Here is a 16805-nt window from a genome sequence, read left to right on the forward strand (position 1 = left end):
TCCGATGTCCATTCTCATCGACAAGAACACCAAGGTGCTGATTCAGGGCCTGACCGGCAAGACCGGCACGTTCCACACCGAGCAGGCCTTGGCCTATCACGGCACCAAGATGGTGGGTGGTATCCATCCCAAGAAGGGCGGCGAGACCTGGACCGGCGCAAAGGGCGAGAACCTGCCGATCTTCGCTTCCGTTGCCGAGGGCAAGGAAAAGACCGGCGCCAATGCCTCGGTGGTCTATGTGCCGCCGGCGGGCGCCGCCGAAGCCATCCTCGAAGCCATCGAGGCCGAGATCCCGCTGATCGTCTGCATCACCGAAGGCATTCCGGTGATGGACATGGTCAGGGTCAAGGCGCGGCTCGACCGCTCGACCTCGCGGCTGATCGGCCCGAACTGCCCCGGCGTGCTCACCCCCGACGAATGCAAGATCGGTATCATGCCCGGCAACATCTTCCGCAAGGGCTCGGTCGGCGTTGTTTCGCGCTCGGGAACGCTTACCTATGAGGCAGTGTTCCAGACCACCAATGTCGGCCTCGGCCAGACCACCGCCGTCGGTATCGGCGGCGACCCCGTCAAAGGCACCGAGTTCATCGACATGCTCGAAATGTTCCTCGCCGACGACGAGACCAAGTCGATCATCATGATCGGCGAGATCGGCGGTTCGGCCGAGGAAGACGCCGCGCAGTTCCTCAAGGACGAGGCCAAGCGCGGCCGCAGGAAACCGATGGCCGGCTTCATCGCCGGGCGCACCGCGCCGGCCGGTCGCACCATGGGCCATGCGGGCGCGGTCATCTCCGGCGGCAAGGGCGGCGCGGAAGACAAGATCGCGGCGATGGAATCGGCCGGCGTCAAGGTATCGCCATCGCCGGCCCGGCTGGGCACGACGCTGGTCGAGGCGATCAAGGCTAAGTGAGTAGCGAGTAGTGAATAGCGAATAGGGAAAAGAGAGTAACGGCGCGACCCGGGAAAAATCGCTACTCGCTACTCACTATTCGCTTTTGAAAAGGAGACGGAGCCAGGCTCCGCGGACAAAAATGGCAAGACAAGATCAGGCCAACGACCAATTTTCGCTCACCTCTTTCCTCTATGGCGGCAATGCCGACTATATCGACGCGCTGTACGCGTCCTATGAGGACGATCCGGAGTCGGTAAACCCCGAATGGCAGGACTTCTTCGCCGGGTTGAAGGACGATGCCGGCGATGTGCGCAAGAACGCCAAGGGCGCTTCCTGGGCAAAGCCGTCCTGGCCGCTGCAGGCCAATGGCGAACTGGTGTCGGCGCTGGACGGCAATTGGGGCATCGTCGAGAAGCATCTGGAAAAGAAGGTCAAGGACAAGGCGGTCACCAATGGCGTCGTGCTGTCGGATGCCGACGTGCATCAGGCGACGCGCGATTCGGTGCGCGCCATCATGATGATCCGCGCCTTCCGCATGCGCGGCCATCTGCATGCCAATCTCGACCCGCTCGGCATCGCCAAGCCGCTTGAGGACTATAACGAGCTGTCCCCGGAGAATTACGGTTTCACCGCAGCCGACTACGACCGGCCGATCTTCCTCGACAATGTGCTCGGCCTCGAATTCGGCACCATCCGGCAGATGCTGGAGATCCTGACCCGCACCTATTGCTCGACGCTCGGTGTCGAGTTCATGCACATTTCCGACCCCGAGGAGAAGGCCTGGATCCAGGCGCGCATCGAGGGTGCCGACAAGGAGATTTCCTTCACCGCTACGGGAAAAAAGGCGATCCTGCAGAAGCTGGTCGAGGCCGAAGGCTTCGAGCAGTTCATCGATGTCAAGTACAAGGGTACCAAGCGCTTCGGCCTCGATGGCAGCGAAGGCCTGATCCCGGCGCTGGAGCAGATCATCAAGCGCGGCGGCCAGCTCGGCATGAAGGAGATCGTGCTCGGCATGGCGCATCGCGGCCGGCTGAACGTGCTGTCCCAGGTGATGGCCAAGCCGCACCGCGCCATCTTCCACGAATTCAAGGGCGGCTCGGCCGCTCCTGACGAGGTCGAGGGCTCGGGCGACGTCAAGTACCATCTCGGCGCCTCGTCGGACCGCGAATTCGACGGCAACAAGGTGCATCTGTCGCTGACCGCCAATCCCTCGCATCTGGAAATCGTCGATCCGGTTGTGATGGGCAAGGCGCGCGCCAAGCAGGACTATCTGTTCGGCCGCAGCCGCGAGGAGATCGTGCCGCTGGAAGAGCGCGCCAAGGTGCTGCCGCTGCTTCTGCATGGCGACGCCGCCTTTGCCGGCCAGGGCGTGATCGCGGAAATCCTCGGCCTGTCGGGCCTGCGCGGCCACCGCGTCGCCGGCACGCTGCATTTCATCATCAACAACCAGATCGGCTTCACCACCAATCCGCGCTTCTCGCGCTCGTCGCCCTATCCGTCCGACGTCGCCAAGATGATCGAGGCGCCGATCTTCCACGTCAATGGCGACGACCCGGAAGCGGTGGTGCATGCCACCAAGGTGGCGATCGAATTTCGCATGAAGTTCCACAAGCCGGTGGTGGTGGACATGTTCTGCTATCGCCGCTTCGGCCACAATGAGGGCGACGAGCCGGCCTTCACCCAGCCGATCATGTACGCCAACATCCGCAACCACAAGACGACGGTGCAGATCTATGGCGAGCGGCTGATCGCCGAGGGCCATATCAGCCAGGCCGAACTCGACAAGATGAAAGCCGACTGGCGCGCCCATCTGGAATCCGAATGGGAAGTCGGCCAGCACTACAAGCCCAACAAGGCCGACTGGCTGGACGGCGCCTGGTCCGGCCTGCGCACGGCCGACAACCAGGACGAACAACGCCGCGGCAAGACCGCCGTGCCGGTCAAGGTGCTGAAGGACATCGGCAAGAAACTGACCGAGGTGCCGAAGGGCTTCGAGGCGCACAAGACCATCATCCGCTTCCTCGAAAATCGCCGCCAGGCGATCGACTCCGGCGAAGGCATCGACTGGTCGACGGCCGAGGCGCTGGCCTTCGGCGCCATCCTGCTCGACGGCAATCCGATCCGGCTCTCCGGCCAGGATTCAGAACGCGGCACCTTCTCGCAGCGCCATTCCGTGCTCTACGACCAGAAAGACGAGACCCGCTACATCCCGCTCAACAATCTGTCGGCGGCACAGGCCGGCTACGAAGTCATCAACTCGATGCTGTCGGAAGAGGCGGTGCTTGGCTTCGAATATGGCTACAGCCTGGCCGAGCCGAAGGCGCTGACGCTCTGGGAAGCGCAGTTCGGCGATTTCGCCAACGGCGCCCAGGTGGTGTTCGACCAGTTCATCTCGTCGGGCGAGCGCAAGTGGCTCAGAATGTCAGGCCTAGTATGCCTGCTGCCGCATGGCTATGAGGGCCAGGGTCCGGAGCATTCTTCGGCCCGGCTCGAGCGCTTTCTGCAGCTTTGCGCCGAAGACAATATGCAAGTCGCCAACTGCACCACGCCGGCCAACTACTTCCACATATTGCGCCGGCAGCTGAAGCGCGACTTCCGCAAGCCGCTGATCCTGATGACGCCGAAGTCGCTGCTGCGCCACAAGCGGGCAGTGTCGACGCTGCCGGAAATTTCGGGCGAAAGCTCGTTCCATCGGCTGTTGTGGGACGATGCCCAGCTGTTGCAGAACCAGGCGATCAAGCTCACCAAGGATTCCAAGATCCGCCGCGTCGTGCTGTGCTCGGGCAAGGTCTATTACGACCTCTACGAGGAACGCGAGAAGCGCGGCATCAACGACATCTATCTCTTGCGCGTCGAACAGCTCTACCCGTTCCCGGCCAAGGCCCTGATCACCGAGCTGTCGCGCTTCCGCAATGCGGAGATGGTGTGGTGCCAGGAAGAGCCCAAGAATATGGGCGCCTGGTCGTTCATCGATCCGTATCTGGAATGGGTGCTGGCTCATATCGACGCCAAGCATCAGCGGGTGCGCTACACCGGCAGGCCGGCGGCGGCGTCGCCGGCGACCGGGCTGATGTCGAAGCATCTGGCACAGCTCGCCGCCCTGCTCGAAGACGCGCTGGGCGAATAGAACAAACCCGGCGAATAGAACAGACAGAGAAGAAACGGACAGCACAATGGCTACCGAAATCCGCGTTCCCACTCTCGGCGAATCCGTCACCGAGGCGACCATCGGCAAGTGGTTCAAGAAGGTCGGCGATGCCATTGCCGTCGACGAGCCGCTGGTCGAGCTCGAAACCGACAAGGTGACAGTGGAGGTGCCTGCCGCCGCCGCCGGCACGCTTGGCGAGATCACCGCCAAGGAAGGCGAGACCGTCGGCGTCGGTGCGCTGCTCGGCTCGATCTCGGCAGGCGTCGCTACGGCCGCCCCGGCGTCCAAGCAGGAGACCAAGCCGCAAGCTGTGTCGCAGGCGTCGAGCCCCGACGCGGCACATACGACCAAGCAGGCCGCGGCCGAGACCGCCAAGATCGCCGGCGATGCCGGGCCGGTCGAGCCGCGCACAATGCCGCCGGCGCCAGCTGCCGCAAAGCTGATCGCCGAGAACAATCTGTCGGTCGACCAGGTTTCTGGCTCGGGCAAGCGCGGCCAGGTGCTGAAGGGCGACGTGCTCGACGCGATTTCCAAGGGCGCGCCGTCGCAGCCGGCCGAAATTCCGAAGGCCGCACCGGCTCCGGTCGCCGTGCGTGCGCCGTCCTCGGGCGACGATGCGTCGCGCGAGGAGCGCGTGCGCATGACCAAGCTGCGCCAGACCATTGCGCGCCGGCTGAAGGAAGCGCAGTCGACCGCCGCCATGCTGACCACCTTCAACGAGGTCGACATGTCGGCGGTGATGGCGCTCAGGACCAAGTACAAGGACATCTTCGAGAAGAAGCACGGCGTGAAGCTCGGCTTCATGGGCTTCTTCACCAAAGCGGTTACGCACGCATTGAAGGAAATCCCCTCGGTCAATGCCGAGATCGACGGCACCGACATCATCTTCAAGAACTATGCCCATATCGGCGTTGCCGTCGGCACCGAAAAGGGTCTCGTCGTGCCAGTGGTGCGCAATGCCGACCAAATGTCGATTGCCGAGATCGAAAAGGACATCGGCCGGCTGGGCATTGCCGCGCGGGACGGCAAGCTGTCGGTCGCCGACATGCAGGGTGGTACGTTCACCATCTCCAATGGCGGCGTTTACGGCTCACTGATGTCGACGCCGATCCTCAATGCGCCGCAGTCCGGCATTTTGGGCATGCACAAGATCCAGGACCGGCCGGTCGTGGTCGGCGGCCAGATCGTGATCCGGCCGATGATGTACTTGGCGCTGAGCTACGATCACCGTATCGTCGACGGCAAGGAAGCCGTGACCTTCCTGGTCCGCGTCAAGGATAGCCTGGAGGATCCCGAACGGCTGGTGCTCGATCTGTGAGTGATCCGGGATGGCCGAGCCCGCCCAGCCGATCGACCTGTTCGAACTCCTGACGACTGGCCGCGCGGGTCCTCTCGAACTCGGCAAAAGCAGCCGTGAGGCGGTTCGACAACTGATCGACGCGGAGGATGTGCGGGTGGACGGTCATTATCGCCACGGGGACACGGAGTCCGCGTGGTGTATCTATGGCGCCAATTGCGAATTCTTCTTCAGCCCCGATTTTCGCTTGCGATCGATCAGCGTCGAGCCTTCCAAGACCGCCTTGGCACTCAATGGCATGATGGCGACCTGGCGCGGCGATTTCGAACTCAATCTGGGAAGACATCCAACCATTCTGGCTGGCAACGACCCGATTGCATTTCACGCGTTGCCGAAAGCGCTGCAGGTCCTGAACAAGCCTGAGTTCAATTGGACAATCGGTGGCGGCGATGAGCGCGACATCTATATCGAACTGTCGGAAGGCTCCCGCTATTTGACCCTCAAGTATGAGATCAACACCATTCCGGTGGACGGGGATGCGAAAATTGTCTTTGAGATAGATTACTTTCTAGCAGCGGTCTTCCTTGTCGACCGGGATGTTCAGGGCGACGAATGACAATCCGGTCCTTCCGCATTTCGCAGCGTGTTCTGGCCCTGTCGCTAGCAGCAGCGGTGGCGACGCCGATCCCCGCACACGCCGCCTGCCCTCTGGCGCTTGCCGTTTATGGCGATGCCGAGAGCGATGCCGGAATCGATTTTCGGCCGACGATGGGTGCGGCCACCGTCACCAATACCTTCAAGATGGTGCTCGACAAGGGCATCGTGCTCGACGGCATCGTCATGTGGACATCGGGCGTTTCGCGGCCGCATGGATCGCTGATGTACAAATGCCCGACCGGCGACGTCACCGGTGACGAGCTTGCCGGCTGCACGGTGTGGCAGGGTGTCGTCTACAGCGCCGACGACAAGGGCAACATTGCGCTGCTGGCAGCCGAAGGCACGGACGCGCCGCAGAGCCTGATCTTCCCCGATCTCGGCCCGTCGCTGCAGATGTCGTCGGCCTTCGGTCCGAAAGGCTTCTCGAAACTGCCGTGGGATGTGTTTCTGCTGAAGGGCTGCCAGGAATGAGTGCATCGCAAAAAGTGCTTCTGGTCACCGGCGGCAGCCGCGGCATTGGTGCGGCCACTTGCCGGCTTGCGGCGAAGGCCGGCTACCGCGTCGCGGTCAACTATGCCGCAAACGAGGCCGCGGCCCAGGCGCTGGTCGCCGAGATCGAGGTCGGTGGCGGTGAAGCGATAGCGGTCAAGGGCGATGTCGGCGTCGAGGCTGACATCGTCGCCGTGTTCGAAGCCGTCGATGGCGCCTATGGCCGGCTCGACGCCCTGGTCAACAATGCCGGAATCGTCGACGTCAAGGCGCGTGTCGACGAGATGAGCCTGGCGCGGCTGGAGCGCATGATGCGCATCAATGTCATCGGCTCGTTTCTGTGCGCCCGCGAAGCGGTGCGGCGCATGTCGAGCAAGCATGGCGGCCAGGGCGGCGCCATCGTCAACATCTCGTCGGCTGCGTCGCTACACGGCTCGCCAGGCGAATATGTCGACTATGCCGCGTCCAAGGCGGCGATCGACACCTTCACGCTCGGACTGGCGCGCGAAGTCGCGACCGAAGGCGTGCGGGTCAATGCGATACGGCCGGGCATCATCGACACCGAGATCCACGCTTCGGGCGGCCAGCCGGACCGGGTCGAGCGGTTCCGCGACATGCTGCCGATGAAACGAGCCGGCACGGCGGATGAAGTCGCGCATGCCGTTCTCTATCTTTTGTCGGATGAAGCGTCCTACACGACGGGCGCAATCCTGAATGTAAGCGGCGGCCGCTGAGCCCCAAGCTAAGGGAAACGAACATGGCTTATGATGTCGTTATCATCGGGTCGGGACCGGGCGGCTATGTCTGTGCCATCAAGGCGGCACAACTCGGGCTCAATGTCGCGGTGGTCGAGAAGAACGCCACTTTCGGCGGCACCTGCCTGAACATCGGCTGCATCCCATCCAAGGCGCTGCTTTATGCCTCGGAGATGTTCGCCGAGGCCGGCCATTCCTTCGATGCGCTGGGTGTCGAGATACCGGCGCCGAAACTCAATCTGAAGAAGATGATGGCGCACAAGGACGCGACCGTTTCGGCCAACGTCAATGGCGTCGCCTTCCTGTTCAAGAAGAACAAGATCGACTCGTTTCGCGGCACCGGGAAGGTGGTCGCGGCCGGCAAGGTGTCGGTGTCGGCTGAGGATGGCAAGGTCGAGGAGATCGAGACGAAAAACATCGTTATCGCCACGGGCTCCGATGTCGCCGGCATTCCCGGCGTCAAGGTCGACATCGACGAGAAGGTGATCGTATCGTCGACCGGCGCGCTGTCGCTGGAGAAAGTGCCGGGACATCTGGTGGTGGTCGGCGGTGGGGTCATCGGTCTGGAGCTCGGCTCGGTCTGGGCACGGCTCGGCGCCAAGGTCACCGTGGTCGAATTCCTCGACACCATCCTGGGCGGCATGGACGGCGAGGTCTCCAAGCAGTTCCAGCGCCTGCTTTCCAAGCAGGGTTTCGAGTTCAAGCTCGGCGCCAAGGTGACAGGGGTGACCAAGGCCAAAAAGGGCGCCGCCGTTACCTTCGAGCCGGTCAAGGGTGGTGCGGCCGAGACCATCGAGGCCGACGCGGTGCTGATCTCGACCGGACGCCGGGCCTATTCCGACAGCCTCGGGTTGAAAGAAGCCGGCGTCGAGGTCGACGAGCGCGGCCGGGTCAAGACCGACGGGCATCTCAGGACCAACGTGGCCGGCATCTACGCCATTGGCGACGTCATCGCCGGGCCGATGCTGGCGCACAAGGCCGAGGATGAAGGCGTGGCGGTGGCCGAGACCATTGCCGGCCAGGCCGGCCACGTGAATTACGACGTCATTCCGAGCGTCGTCTACACCAGCCCGGAAATCGCTTCGGTCGGCAAGACAGAGGAAGAGCTGAGGAAGGCCGGCATCGACTACAAGATGGGCAAATTCCCGTTCACCGCCAACGGCCGCGCGCGCGCCATGCTGCACACGGACGGCTTCGTGAAGATCCTCGCCGACAAAGCCAGCGACCGCGTGCTCGGCGTCCACATTGTCGGCTTCGGCGCAGGCGAGATGATCCATGAGGCGGCGGTGCTGATGGAGTTCGGCGGCTCTTCCGAAGACCTCGCCCGCACCTGCCACGCGCATCCGACAATGTCGGAAGCGGTGAAGGAAGCAGCGCTGGCGACGTTCTTCAAGCCGATCCATATTTAAGGAAACGCTGGAGGGACAGCACCCCCCTCTGGCCTGCCGGCCATCTCCCCCTCAAGGGGGGAGATTGGACTTCACCGCCGCGTCGCGAGCTTTCAAGTTTCTCACGTTTCTAACCTGGCGCTGTTCGTGAACTGCCGATCTCCCCTCTCGAGGGGGAGATGTCCGGCAGGACAGAGGGGGCGGTGAAGAATCGCGACGCTCGCCGATAGGTGCCCCAAACAAAACGGCCCGCTTTTCAGCGGGCCGTTCTTGGCTGGAATCAAGATGCCAGATCAGTTGGCCAGATTACGGGCTCGGCGCCGGAGCAGGCGCGGGTGCCGGAGCTGGCGCAGGAGCCGGTGCGGGCGCAGGGGCTGGTGCGGGAGCCGGTTCGGCGGGCTTCATCGGCTCAGCCGGTGCAGGTGCGGGCGCCGGTGTGCTGGCTGCCGGCGGCTCTGCGGGCGCAGGATGTTCGCCGCTTCTGCCGAAAACATAGTACGCGACAATCGCAAGGATGACGACGACCAGCGCAATCAGCCAGCCGCTGCCACCACCCGACCTGGGCGCTGGATCGTTAGGGTTCGCCATAAAAGTGTCCTCCGTGGATGAAAAGCATCAATCAACACCCCTCAACGCGCAACCGTTGAACGGGTTCATACTAGGCCTTCAAATTGACGAACGCAGGAAAATTCTGATTCGCAACCGCTTGTTGGCCTGTATTTCCCCCGCAAAATCAATCACGAACGAGGTAGAACGAGCTTAGCTGGCCTTTTCCGCCAAAAATAGGGCCAACCGCCTCCGCTTTGCGAATCAGTTGCGCACCGCACAGAGCCGGGCTTACGTGATTCGGTATTCAAGACGGGCGCTGCTCAGTCGACGGCGGTGACGGTATAGCCGGCCTTGCGAAAATCCTCGACCAGGCCTTCGGGGCCGGGAAGATGCATGGCGCCGACGGCCATGAAGGCATTGCCCTTGGCCAGGATCGGTGCGGCATGGTCGGCCATGACCTTGTTGCGGCCGGTGATCATCGTCCGGTCGAATTCGGCGTAACCTGCGTCGTCGTCTTCGTCGGGCGAGATCGAACGCAACAGCGGCCAGAAGGTGCCGGTGTCGCCGCGCTGGTAAAGCACGATCATGGTTTCGTTGATGTCGTTTATCTTGTCGCCGAGCTTCAGGGTCTCGACCAGCCCTTTGATGTGGAACGCAATCGGCAGCGAGGCCATGGCGTGCAGCTGGCTGGCAGCGGTCTCCAACCCTTCCACCGGCTTCCCCAAGGCCTTGGCGTCCTGCGCCAGCTTGACGTCCAGAACCGGTGCGCCGCCTGCCTGACGGGCGACCTCACAGACCGGCAGCGCGACCATGGCCGACAGCAGCCACGGCTTCATCTTGGAGACGCTCGCCGGCGGAATGCCGCGCGCATCGAGCCCTTTGTTCACCACCGCCGCATCCTCCGGCGACAACAGCGACGACAACGTCGTGTTGTCGGTGAACATCATCAGCTCGGGTTCCTTGAGCATGGCCTCCATCATCTTCTGCTTGTCGAGCACGTCGGTGGTCTCGATGATGATGGTGCCGGCAGCGTCATAGGCTTTCCTGGCTGCCGGCGGCAGAGTGGTCACGCGCGGGTCGGTCATGTGCATGGTGCCGAACAGGAAGGACGGCTTTTCGCCTGATTTCTCCAGCTTCCACAACAGGCCCTTGCCGTTCAGCGTCGCTGCTGCTTCCGTCTCGATCCTGGCATAGGCGGCGGGGTCTTCCTTCTGCAGGGCCGATAGCAGATCGGCGCCGGCGCAGGCCGGGGCTTCGGCATGCGCCTTGCCCATGGCAAGCAGCAACGCGACGAGAAAAGACAGGAAAAACAGGGCGTTGAGCGCGACGAGCAGCTTCAGCGACACAAGGGCCGCGCGGTCGGCGATGGCAAGGGCGCGTTTCATGGTGCGGTTCTAGGACTGAAAAGCGGCGAAACGGTTAACCGGCGTGGGGAAATTGTCCTGGACTTATACAGTGTCACGCGCGGGGATGGGCGGATTCGTAGATCTCGAGCAGCCTTGCCGTGTCGACGCCGGTATAGACCTGCGTCGTCGACAAGCTGGCGTGGCCGAGCAGTTCCTGGATGGTGCGCAGGTCGCCGCCGCGCCCGAGCAGATGGGTGGCGAAGGAATGGCGCAACGCGTGCGGCGTCGCGGTGTCGGGCAGGTTCAGCGCCGAGCGCAGCCTGGCCATGTCGCGCTGGACGATGGCCGGGTTGAGCGGCCCGCCCCGGGCGCCGCGAAACAGCAGGCCCTTGGGATCGAGATGGTAGGGACACAGTTTTCGGTATTCGGCGATGGCCCGCAGCGCCACCGGCAGCACCGGCACCAGCCGTGTCTTGCCACCCTTGCCGGTGACGCGCAGCACGGTGTCGGCTTCCGATGCCAGGTCGGCGGCGCTGAGGCCCAGCGCTTCGGAAATGCGCAGGCCCGATCCATAAAGCAGCGTCAGCACGGCGGCGTTGCGGGCGGCGATCCAAGGCTCTTCAGCCAGCTGGCCTTCCACCGACACGACATGTTTGGCATCGCTGGCGGTCAGCGGCTTGGGCAGCGATTTCGGCTGGCGCGGCGCGCGCAACGCCGCGGCACCGGCGGCATTGGCGAGACCGCGCCGTTCGAGGAAGCGCAGCAGCGAGCGGATGCCGGCGAGGCCGCGTCCGAGCGTGCGGGCGCCGGCGCCGGCGTTGCGCCGCGCGGCAAGAAAGCCGCGCAGATCGGCCGGGCGGAGAGTGGCGATGTCGGAAAGACCAGGCGAGCCGCCGCAATGCCCTGTGAGGAAATGCAGGAACTGGCGCGTGTCGCGCTCATAGGCTTCGACGGTCGCCGGCGACAGCCGGCGCTCGCGCGCCAGCATCTTCAGCCAGCTTTCGCGCGCTGCCTGGAGGTCGGGTTTTGCCGGGATGAGAAATTCCTGCATGCCGCCATTGTCAGGCAGCCGGGTTAGGAAGCGGTGAAGAACCTGTCATTGAAATGGCCACGAGCGATCATTGAAATGACGCCGGTAGGGCGTTAGAGCAGGGCAAAGGATATCAGCCATGTCGAAGCCCCAGAACCCCGTGCAAATGGCCGTGATCGGCGCCGCCCACGGCATCAAGGGCGAATTGCGGGTGAAGACCTTCACTGGCGAGCCGATGGCGCTGGCCGATTATGGGCCGCTCTATGCCAAGGACGGCCGCGCCTTCCAGATCACCGACATAAGGCCGGCCAACACCGTCGTGGTGGTGCGCTTCAAGGGCATTGCCGATCGCAATGCCGCCGAGGCGCTGGCCGGAACCGAGCTGTTCGTCGACCGCTCGATGCTGCCCGACGATGGCGAGGAGGACGAATTCTACCACGCCGATCTCGTCGGACTTGAAGTCCGCGACGATAAGGACGCGGTCATCGGCAAGGTGGTGGCGGTGCACAATTTCGGCGGCGGCGACATTCTCGATGTCACGCTTGGCGGGCGCAAAGGCGTGCTGATCCCGTTCACGCAGGCTGCCGTGCCGCAGGTGGTGGTTGCCGAAGGTTTTGTCCGTGTCGATCCGGCGGCGGCCGGGCTGGTCGAGGACGAGGATGGCGAGGCGCCGCGCGAAGAAGACTTCGACGCGAAGGGCCGGCCGCGCGGGCCACGCGACGCCGGGGGCAACCGGTGACGTTCAAGGCTTCGGTGCTGACGCTCTATCCCGAGATGTTTCCGGGCGGGCTAGGCCTGTCGCTGGCCGGACGGGCGCTCGAAGTCGGGACATGGTCGCTGGAAGCTATCCAGATCCGCGACTTCGCCAGCGATCGCCATCACACCGTCGACGACACGCCGGCCGGCGGTGGCGCCGGCATGGTGATGCGCGCCGATGTGCTGGCCAAGGCGATCGACCACACGTCGCCGGCGGGCGATCCGCGGCCGCGTTTGCTGATGAGCCCGCGTGGAAAGCCGCTGACGCAGGCGCGCGTGCGCGAACTGGCTGGCGGGCCAGGCGCCGTCATCGTTTGCGGCCGGTTCGAGGGCGTCGACCAGCGGCTGATCGAGGCGCGTGGACTGGAAGAGGTCTCCATCGGCGATTTCATCCTGTCGGGCGGCGAGCCGGCGGCGCTTGTGCTGCTCGACGCCGTTGTGCGGCTGTTGCCCGGCGTCATGGGCAATGCGGTGTCGGGCGAGGAAGAAAGTTTCGAGAACGGCCTGCTCGAACACCCGCATTACACGCGGCCACAGGAGTTCGAGGGCAGGCCGATCCCCGACGTGCTGGTCTCCGGCAACCACAAGAAGATCGCCGCCTGGCGGCGTGCGGAGTCCGAGAAGCTGACCAGGGAGCGCCGGCCGGATTTGCTCGCCGCTCAGCCCTTGGCAAAATAGTAGACGGCGAGAAACAGGCCGACGGCGATGACGAAGCCGCGTACTGCGTTTTGCGGCACGCGCTTGGCGATCCATACGCCGGCATAGCCGCCGAGCGCGCCGCCGGGGATCATGATGATTGCCTGAGGCCAGGCAACAACGCCGCCGGAAACGAAGACCAGTATGGCAACGGCGGCGATGACCACGGCCAGCATGTTCTTCAGCGCGTTCAGCCGGTGATAGTCGCCGGCTTGCGTCAGGCCGAGCGTCGCCAGCATCATCACGCCCATGCCGGCGCCGAAGAAGCCGCCATAGATGGCGGTGGCGAACTGTGCCAGCGAACCGGCCAGCGAGCCGACCGTGGCTTCATGCCCAGGCTTCGGCGCCGGTTTCAGCCACGGCCCGGCGGCGAACAAGGCGGTTGCGGCCAGCAGCAGCCACGGCACCAAGGCGCGGAACGACGGGTTGGAGAGCGCCAGCAGGATGAGCGCACCGGCCAGCGCACCCAAAGCCGAGATCAGACAGAGCAGCAGCGCGCCGCGCCAGAAATGCTTGATGTCGGTCCAGTAAGCCAGCGTCGAGGTGATGTAGCCGGGAAACTGCGTCACCGAAGAGGTGGCGTTGGCGACGATCGGCGGCAGGCCGGCCAGCGTCATGGCGCCGAAGGTGATGAAGGTGCCGCCGCCGGCAACGGCGTTGACGGCGCCTGACAGAAAACCCGCGAGGAAGAGCAGGACTGCGTCGAAAACAGACATTGTGAGGCCGCCGGACAAGAGTGCTGCCCCCGGATTAGGAAGCTTGAAGGGTCGGCGCAACCCCGCACTGGACGATTGCGTGGTGGCATGCGACCAAAAAAGACAGGGCCAAGGCGTGACAAAGCCTCGAAATAGCTGTATGTGCCCGCCCGTACTGGCGAGAAAAATCTCCCGGACCCGTCAACAATGACGGTGTAGTCGCCCCTGCCCAATGTTTCGAAGACAAGATGTCTCTGGACAAAAGGCATAGCCGAGCGGTCATAGGAACTGCAAGGCGAGTGTCGGACGCTCTGACTGTCGGAAGAACAAGAAGTGGATTACTGACATGGATATCATCCGTCAGCTCGAGGCCGAACAGGCCGCCAAGATCGAAGCCAAGCGCAAGCTTCCCGAATTCCAGCCCGGCGACACCGTGCGCGTCCAGGTCCGCGTGACCGAAGGCACCCGCACCCGCGTCCAGGCCTATGAGGGCGTCGTCATCGCCCGCGCCGGCGCCGGCTTCCAGGAAAATTTCACCGTCCGCAAGATCTCCTACGGCGAAGGCGTCGAGCGCGTGTTCCCGGTCTATTCGCCGATGGTCGAGGGCGTCGAGATCGTGCGCCGCGGCAAGGTGCGCCGCGCCAAGCTCTATTATTTGCGCGACCGTCGCGGCAAGTCGGCCCGTATTTCGGAAAACACCGGCGTGCGCGCCCGCAAGCTCAACGATGAAGAACGCGACGCGCTGAACGCCGAGAAGGCCCGCATCGAAGCCGAGAAGGTTGCCGCTGCCCAGGCGCTGGCCGCCGAGACGGCCGCCAAGGAAGCCGCCGAGAAGAAGGCCGCCGACGAGGCTGCAAAGGCGGCGGAAGCGACCCCGGCCGAATAAACCTGGTCCAAGGATTTTGAAAAGGCGGCTTGGCCGCCTTTTTTCGTTTCACCAGACTGTGAACGATTGCCGGCCGAGAGTTTGGCCACGGCTGTTGACCCGAATTACATTGTACACTAAATAATCGTTTACAAACCAAATGGAGAACTGACATGGCACTCTACACCACACAGGCTCGCGTCACCGGCGGCCGCGCCGGCCACGGCGAGACCAGCGACGGCCTGCTGAAGGTCGACCTCGCTTTGCCGAAGGAGCTCGGCGGACAGGGTGGCGCCACCAATCCCGAGCAGCTGTTCGCGGTCGGCTATGCCGCCTGCTTCGAAAGCGCCATCCGCTTCGTCGCGCGCAAGCAGAAGCTGCCGCTGCAGGATGCGGCGGTGAGCGCCACCGTCAGCCTGCTTCCCAATGGTGAAGGCTTCAAACTTGGTGTCGCACTCGCCGCGGAGACGAAAGGCCTTGATCAGGCGGTGGCGGAAGCGCTTGTATCGGCCGCGCATCAGATTTGCCCCTATTCCAATGCGATCAAAGGCAATGTCGAGGTGGCGCTTTCGACCGTGGCGCTTCCGGCAAAGGCAGCATGACGACGAAGACCGAAACCAGGGCCAGCGAAGTCCCGGCGGACACCGCCGGGAGGATCGCCGTTCCGCGCCTCGACCAGCAGCTCTGCTTCGCGCTCTATTCGGCGAGCGGGCTGATGACCAAGCTCTATCGGCCGCTGCTTGACCCGCTCGGCCTGACCTATCCGCAATATTTGGCGATGCTGGCGCTGTGGCAGCATGCGCCGAGCACGGTCGGCGAACTCGGCGAGGCGCTGGGGCTGGATTCGGCGACATTGACGCCTCTGCTCAAGCGGATGGAAGCGGCTGGTCTCGTCACTCGCCGTCGCGATCCGGCCGACGAGCGCCGCGTGCTGGTCGAACCGACTGCCAAGGGCCAGGCGCTGCGCGCCCGCATCAAGGACGTATCCGCAGGCCTTGCCTGCGCCATGCCGCTGGAAGTCGAGGAGCTGAAGTCGCTGCACCGGACCTTGACCGGATTTGTCGCCAAGCTGCGTGAGGCTACGTCACCATCCTGATCCGTCATCTGACGGGTTCCCGTGTCCAGGAGGGGCCTGGTTTGCCGGCGGCGCAATCACGGAATAAATTCCGACCACGGGACGTTCTAAAACCGCGTTGGTTGAAGGCATTGGAATCCGCTTTCACCGGACGCTGAGCACCGGACCGGCTTGCAAGCCGTCTGCGGACGGCTAAAGTCGCGCCTGGATTTTCATGCGAGCCCGGCTGCAAGCGGGCTTCTCATCCTGGAGCGTGTCATGACCAAATCGAAGCTGCTGCTGGCCGCCCTCGCGGCCTGTTTCCTCGCGCCCGTCGCTGCATGGGCGGCCGATGCGCTGCCCGATCTCGGCGGCAAGAAGGTCGTGGTGGTGACGGAAAACGCCTATCCGCCGCTGCAGTTCATCGACGCCAAGACCGGCAAGCAGATCGGCTGGGAGTATGACGCGATGGACGAAATCGCCAAGCGGCTGAACTTCAAGGTGGAGTACCAGAACACCTCCTGGGACGCGATGATCCAGGCGGTTTCCGACAACCAGTACAACATTGGCATGACCGGCATCACCATCAAGGACGACCGAAAGGAGAAGGTCGATTTCTCCGACCCCTATATGCGTTCGGAGCAGTTCATGCTGGTGCGCGCCGATGAAAGCCGCTTCACCGACGCCAAGACCTTCGCCGCCTTCAAGGACGGGTTGATCGGCGCGCAGGCCGGAACGACGCCGTTCTACACCGCCGTCTACAGCGTGCTCGACGGCAATGAGCAGAACCCGCGTATCAAGCAGTTCGAGACCTTCGGCGCTTCGGTGCAGGCACTGAAATCCGGCGACGTCGATGTCGTCCTGACCGACGGCACCGCCGGCAAAGGCTATGTCGATGCCTCCGGCGGCAAGCTCAAGCTGATCGGCGGCCCGCTCGGCACCGAGGATTTTGGCTTCATCTTCCCGAAGGGCTCGGACCTGGTGAAGCCGGTCAACGCGGCGATCGCGGCGCTGAAGGCCGACGGCACGATCGAGGCGCTGAACAAGAAGTGGTTTCTCGACTACAAGATGGGGCAGTGATGTCCGACTCCTTACCCTCCCCCTTGTGGGGAGGGTCGATCCGCGAAGCGGAGCGGGGTGGGGGTGCCAGCGCCGGCGCTTTGTCACGACCCCCACCCCGGCTCACCA

At 63.7% G+C, this 16805-nt stretch carries 16 protein-coding genes; 13 read left to right on the top strand and 3 right to left on the bottom strand.

Annotated features, from left to right (window positions below; all coding sequences use genetic code 11):
• Nucleotides 1–4: 4 nt before the first annotated feature.
• The 7 genes from sucD (at nt 5) to lpdA (ending at nt 8647) form a co-directional block, all read left to right on the top strand.
• Nucleotides 5–910 carry a succinate--CoA ligase subunit alpha gene (gene sucD, locus NLY33_RS06435; RefSeq protein ID WP_023708756.1) on the top strand — a complete coding sequence of 302 codons (906 nt, stop codon included), beginning with the start codon at nt 5–7 and terminating at the stop codon, nt 908–910.
• A gap of 121 nt (nt 911–1031) precedes the next feature.
• Nucleotides 1032–4019, top strand: a complete 2988-nt coding sequence (locus tag NLY33_RS06440) for a 2-oxoglutarate dehydrogenase E1 component (RefSeq protein WP_023706737.1) — start codon at nt 1032–1034, stop codon at nt 4017–4019.
• 46 nt (nt 4020–4065) lie between these two features.
• Entirely contained in the window at nt 4066–5358 is a 1293-nt protein-coding gene (gene odhB / locus NLY33_RS06445) for a 2-oxoglutarate dehydrogenase complex dihydrolipoyllysine-residue succinyltransferase (RefSeq protein ID WP_023683869.1), read from the top strand.
• Nucleotides 5359–5368: 10 nt separating this feature from the next.
• Complete coding sequence (locus NLY33_RS06450; RefSeq protein ID WP_023706736.1) at nt 5369–5953, top strand: hypothetical protein; 585 nt, start codon at nt 5369–5371, stop codon at nt 5951–5953.
• Complete coding sequence (locus NLY33_RS06455) at nt 5950–6465, top strand: hypothetical protein (RefSeq protein ID WP_023706735.1); 516 nt, start codon at nt 5950–5952, stop codon at nt 6463–6465. Before NLY33_RS06450 ends, NLY33_RS06455 begins: the two co-directional genes overlap by 4 nt.
• The gene (locus NLY33_RS06460) at nt 6462–7217 is read left to right on the top strand and encodes an SDR family oxidoreductase (RefSeq protein ID WP_023706734.1); all 756 of its coding nucleotides are present in this window, start codon (nt 6462–6464) and stop codon (nt 7215–7217) included. The genes NLY33_RS06455 and NLY33_RS06460 overlap by 4 nt, the downstream gene beginning before the upstream one ends.
• A gap of 23 nt (nt 7218–7240) precedes the next feature.
• Nucleotides 7241–8647, top strand: coding sequence for a dihydrolipoyl dehydrogenase (gene lpdA / locus NLY33_RS06465; RefSeq protein ID WP_023706733.1), 1407 nt, complete (start codon nt 7241–7243; stop codon nt 8645–8647).
• 848 nt (nt 8648–9495) lie between these two features.
• On the opposite strand, the gene NLY33_RS06470 is transcribed toward lpdA, so the two are convergent.
• Nucleotides 9496–10560 carry a TraB/GumN family protein gene (locus tag NLY33_RS06470; protein ID WP_023706732.1) on the bottom strand — a complete coding sequence of 355 codons (1065 nt, stop codon included), beginning with the start codon at nt 10558–10560 and terminating at the stop codon, nt 9496–9498.
• A 73-nt stretch (nt 10561–10633) separates the two neighbouring features.
• Nucleotides 10634–11572, bottom strand: a complete 939-nt coding sequence (locus NLY33_RS06475; protein WP_023706731.1) for a tyrosine recombinase XerC — start codon at nt 11570–11572, stop codon at nt 10634–10636.
• A gap of 118 nt (nt 11573–11690) precedes the next feature.
• On the opposite strand from NLY33_RS06475, the gene rimM reads away from it, so the two are divergent.
• The gene (gene rimM, locus NLY33_RS06480) at nt 11691–12290 is read left to right on the top strand and encodes a ribosome maturation factor RimM (protein ID WP_023706730.1); all 600 of its coding nucleotides are present in this window, start codon (nt 11691–11693) and stop codon (nt 12288–12290) included.
• On the top strand, nt 12287–12985 hold the full coding sequence (trmD, locus tag NLY33_RS06485) for a tRNA (guanosine(37)-N1)-methyltransferase TrmD (protein WP_023706729.1): 699 nt from the start codon (nt 12287–12289) through the stop codon (nt 12983–12985). Before rimM ends, trmD begins: the two co-directional genes overlap by 4 nt.
• Here trmD and NLY33_RS06490 read toward each other — a convergent pair.
• A complete protein-coding gene (locus NLY33_RS06490) occupies nt 12967–13719 on the bottom strand; it encodes a sulfite exporter TauE/SafE family protein (protein ID WP_023706728.1) in 753 nt (250 codons plus the stop codon). The two genes, trmD and NLY33_RS06490, sit on opposite strands and share 19 nt — an antisense overlap.
• A 325-nt stretch (nt 13720–14044) precedes the next feature.
• Between NLY33_RS06490 and rplS the strand changes: the two genes are divergently transcribed.
• From rplS to NLY33_RS06510, 4 genes are all read left to right on the top strand, one after another.
• Nucleotides 14045–14584 carry a 50S ribosomal protein L19 gene (rplS, locus tag NLY33_RS06495; protein WP_023683875.1) on the top strand — a complete coding sequence of 180 codons (540 nt, stop codon included), beginning with the start codon at nt 14045–14047 and terminating at the stop codon, nt 14582–14584.
• A gap of 152 nt (nt 14585–14736) precedes the next feature.
• A complete protein-coding gene (locus NLY33_RS06500; RefSeq protein ID WP_023706727.1) occupies nt 14737–15165 on the top strand; it encodes an organic hydroperoxide resistance protein in 429 nt (142 codons plus the stop codon).
• Nucleotides 15162–15659: a MarR family winged helix-turn-helix transcriptional regulator gene (locus NLY33_RS06505; RefSeq protein WP_023683877.1), complete on the top strand. Its 498-nt coding sequence runs from the start codon at nt 15162–15164 to the stop codon at nt 15657–15659. The genes NLY33_RS06500 and NLY33_RS06505 overlap by 4 nt, the downstream gene beginning before the upstream one ends.
• A gap of 237 nt (nt 15660–15896) precedes the next feature.
• Nucleotides 15897–16697 carry a transporter substrate-binding domain-containing protein gene (locus NLY33_RS06510; protein WP_023687705.1) on the top strand — a complete coding sequence of 267 codons (801 nt, stop codon included), beginning with the start codon at nt 15897–15899 and terminating at the stop codon, nt 16695–16697.
• The last annotated feature ends 108 nt before the right edge of the window (nt 16698–16805 follow it).

The organism is Mesorhizobium sp. C432A (assembly GCF_030323145.1).
GTDB lineage: Bacteria > Pseudomonadota > Alphaproteobacteria > Rhizobiales > Rhizobiaceae > Mesorhizobium.

Excerpts from the sequence above, each read along its gene's own strand:
- sucD (WP_023708756.1), top strand. The coding sequence starts at position 5 with ATGTCCATTCTCATCGACAAGAACACCAAGGTGCTGATTCAGGGCCTG.
- lpdA (WP_023706733.1), top strand. The coding sequence starts at position 7,241 with ATGGCTTATGATGTCGTTATCATCGGGTCGGGACCGGGCGGCTATGTC.
- NLY33_RS06510 (WP_023687705.1), top strand. The coding sequence starts at position 15,897 with ATGACCAAATCGAAGCTGCTGCTGGCCGCCCTCGCGGCCTGTTTCCTC.
- NLY33_RS06460 (WP_023706734.1), top strand. The coding sequence starts at position 6,462 with ATGAGTGCATCGCAAAAAGTGCTTCTGGTCACCGGCGGCAGCCGCGGC.
- NLY33_RS06455 (WP_023706735.1), top strand. The coding sequence starts at position 5,950 with ATGACAATCCGGTCCTTCCGCATTTCGCAGCGTGTTCTGGCCCTGTCG.
- NLY33_RS06505 (WP_023683877.1), top strand. The coding sequence starts at position 15,162 with ATGACGACGAAGACCGAAACCAGGGCCAGCGAAGTCCCGGCGGACACC.
- rplS (WP_023683875.1), top strand. The coding sequence starts at position 14,045 with ATGGATATCATCCGTCAGCTCGAGGCCGAACAGGCCGCCAAGATCGAA.
- rimM (WP_023706730.1), top strand. The coding sequence starts at position 11,691 with ATGTCGAAGCCCCAGAACCCCGTGCAAATGGCCGTGATCGGCGCCGCC.
- NLY33_RS06475 (WP_023706731.1), bottom strand. The coding sequence starts at position 11,572 with ATGCAGGAATTTCTCATCCCGGCAAAACCCGACCTCCAGGCAGCGCGC.
- NLY33_RS06440 (WP_023706737.1), top strand. The coding sequence starts at position 1,032 with ATGGCAAGACAAGATCAGGCCAACGACCAATTTTCGCTCACCTCTTTC.
- odhB (WP_023683869.1), top strand. The coding sequence starts at position 4,066 with ATGGCTACCGAAATCCGCGTTCCCACTCTCGGCGAATCCGTCACCGAG.
- NLY33_RS06490 (WP_023706728.1), bottom strand. The coding sequence starts at position 13,719 with ATGTCTGTTTTCGACGCAGTCCTGCTCTTCCTCGCGGGTTTTCTGTCA.
- NLY33_RS06470 (WP_023706732.1), bottom strand. The coding sequence starts at position 10,560 with ATGAAACGCGCCCTTGCCATCGCCGACCGCGCGGCCCTTGTGTCGCTG.
- NLY33_RS06450 (WP_023706736.1), top strand. The coding sequence starts at position 5,369 with ATGGCCGAGCCCGCCCAGCCGATCGACCTGTTCGAACTCCTGACGACT.
- NLY33_RS06500 (WP_023706727.1), top strand. The coding sequence starts at position 14,737 with ATGGCACTCTACACCACACAGGCTCGCGTCACCGGCGGCCGCGCCGGC.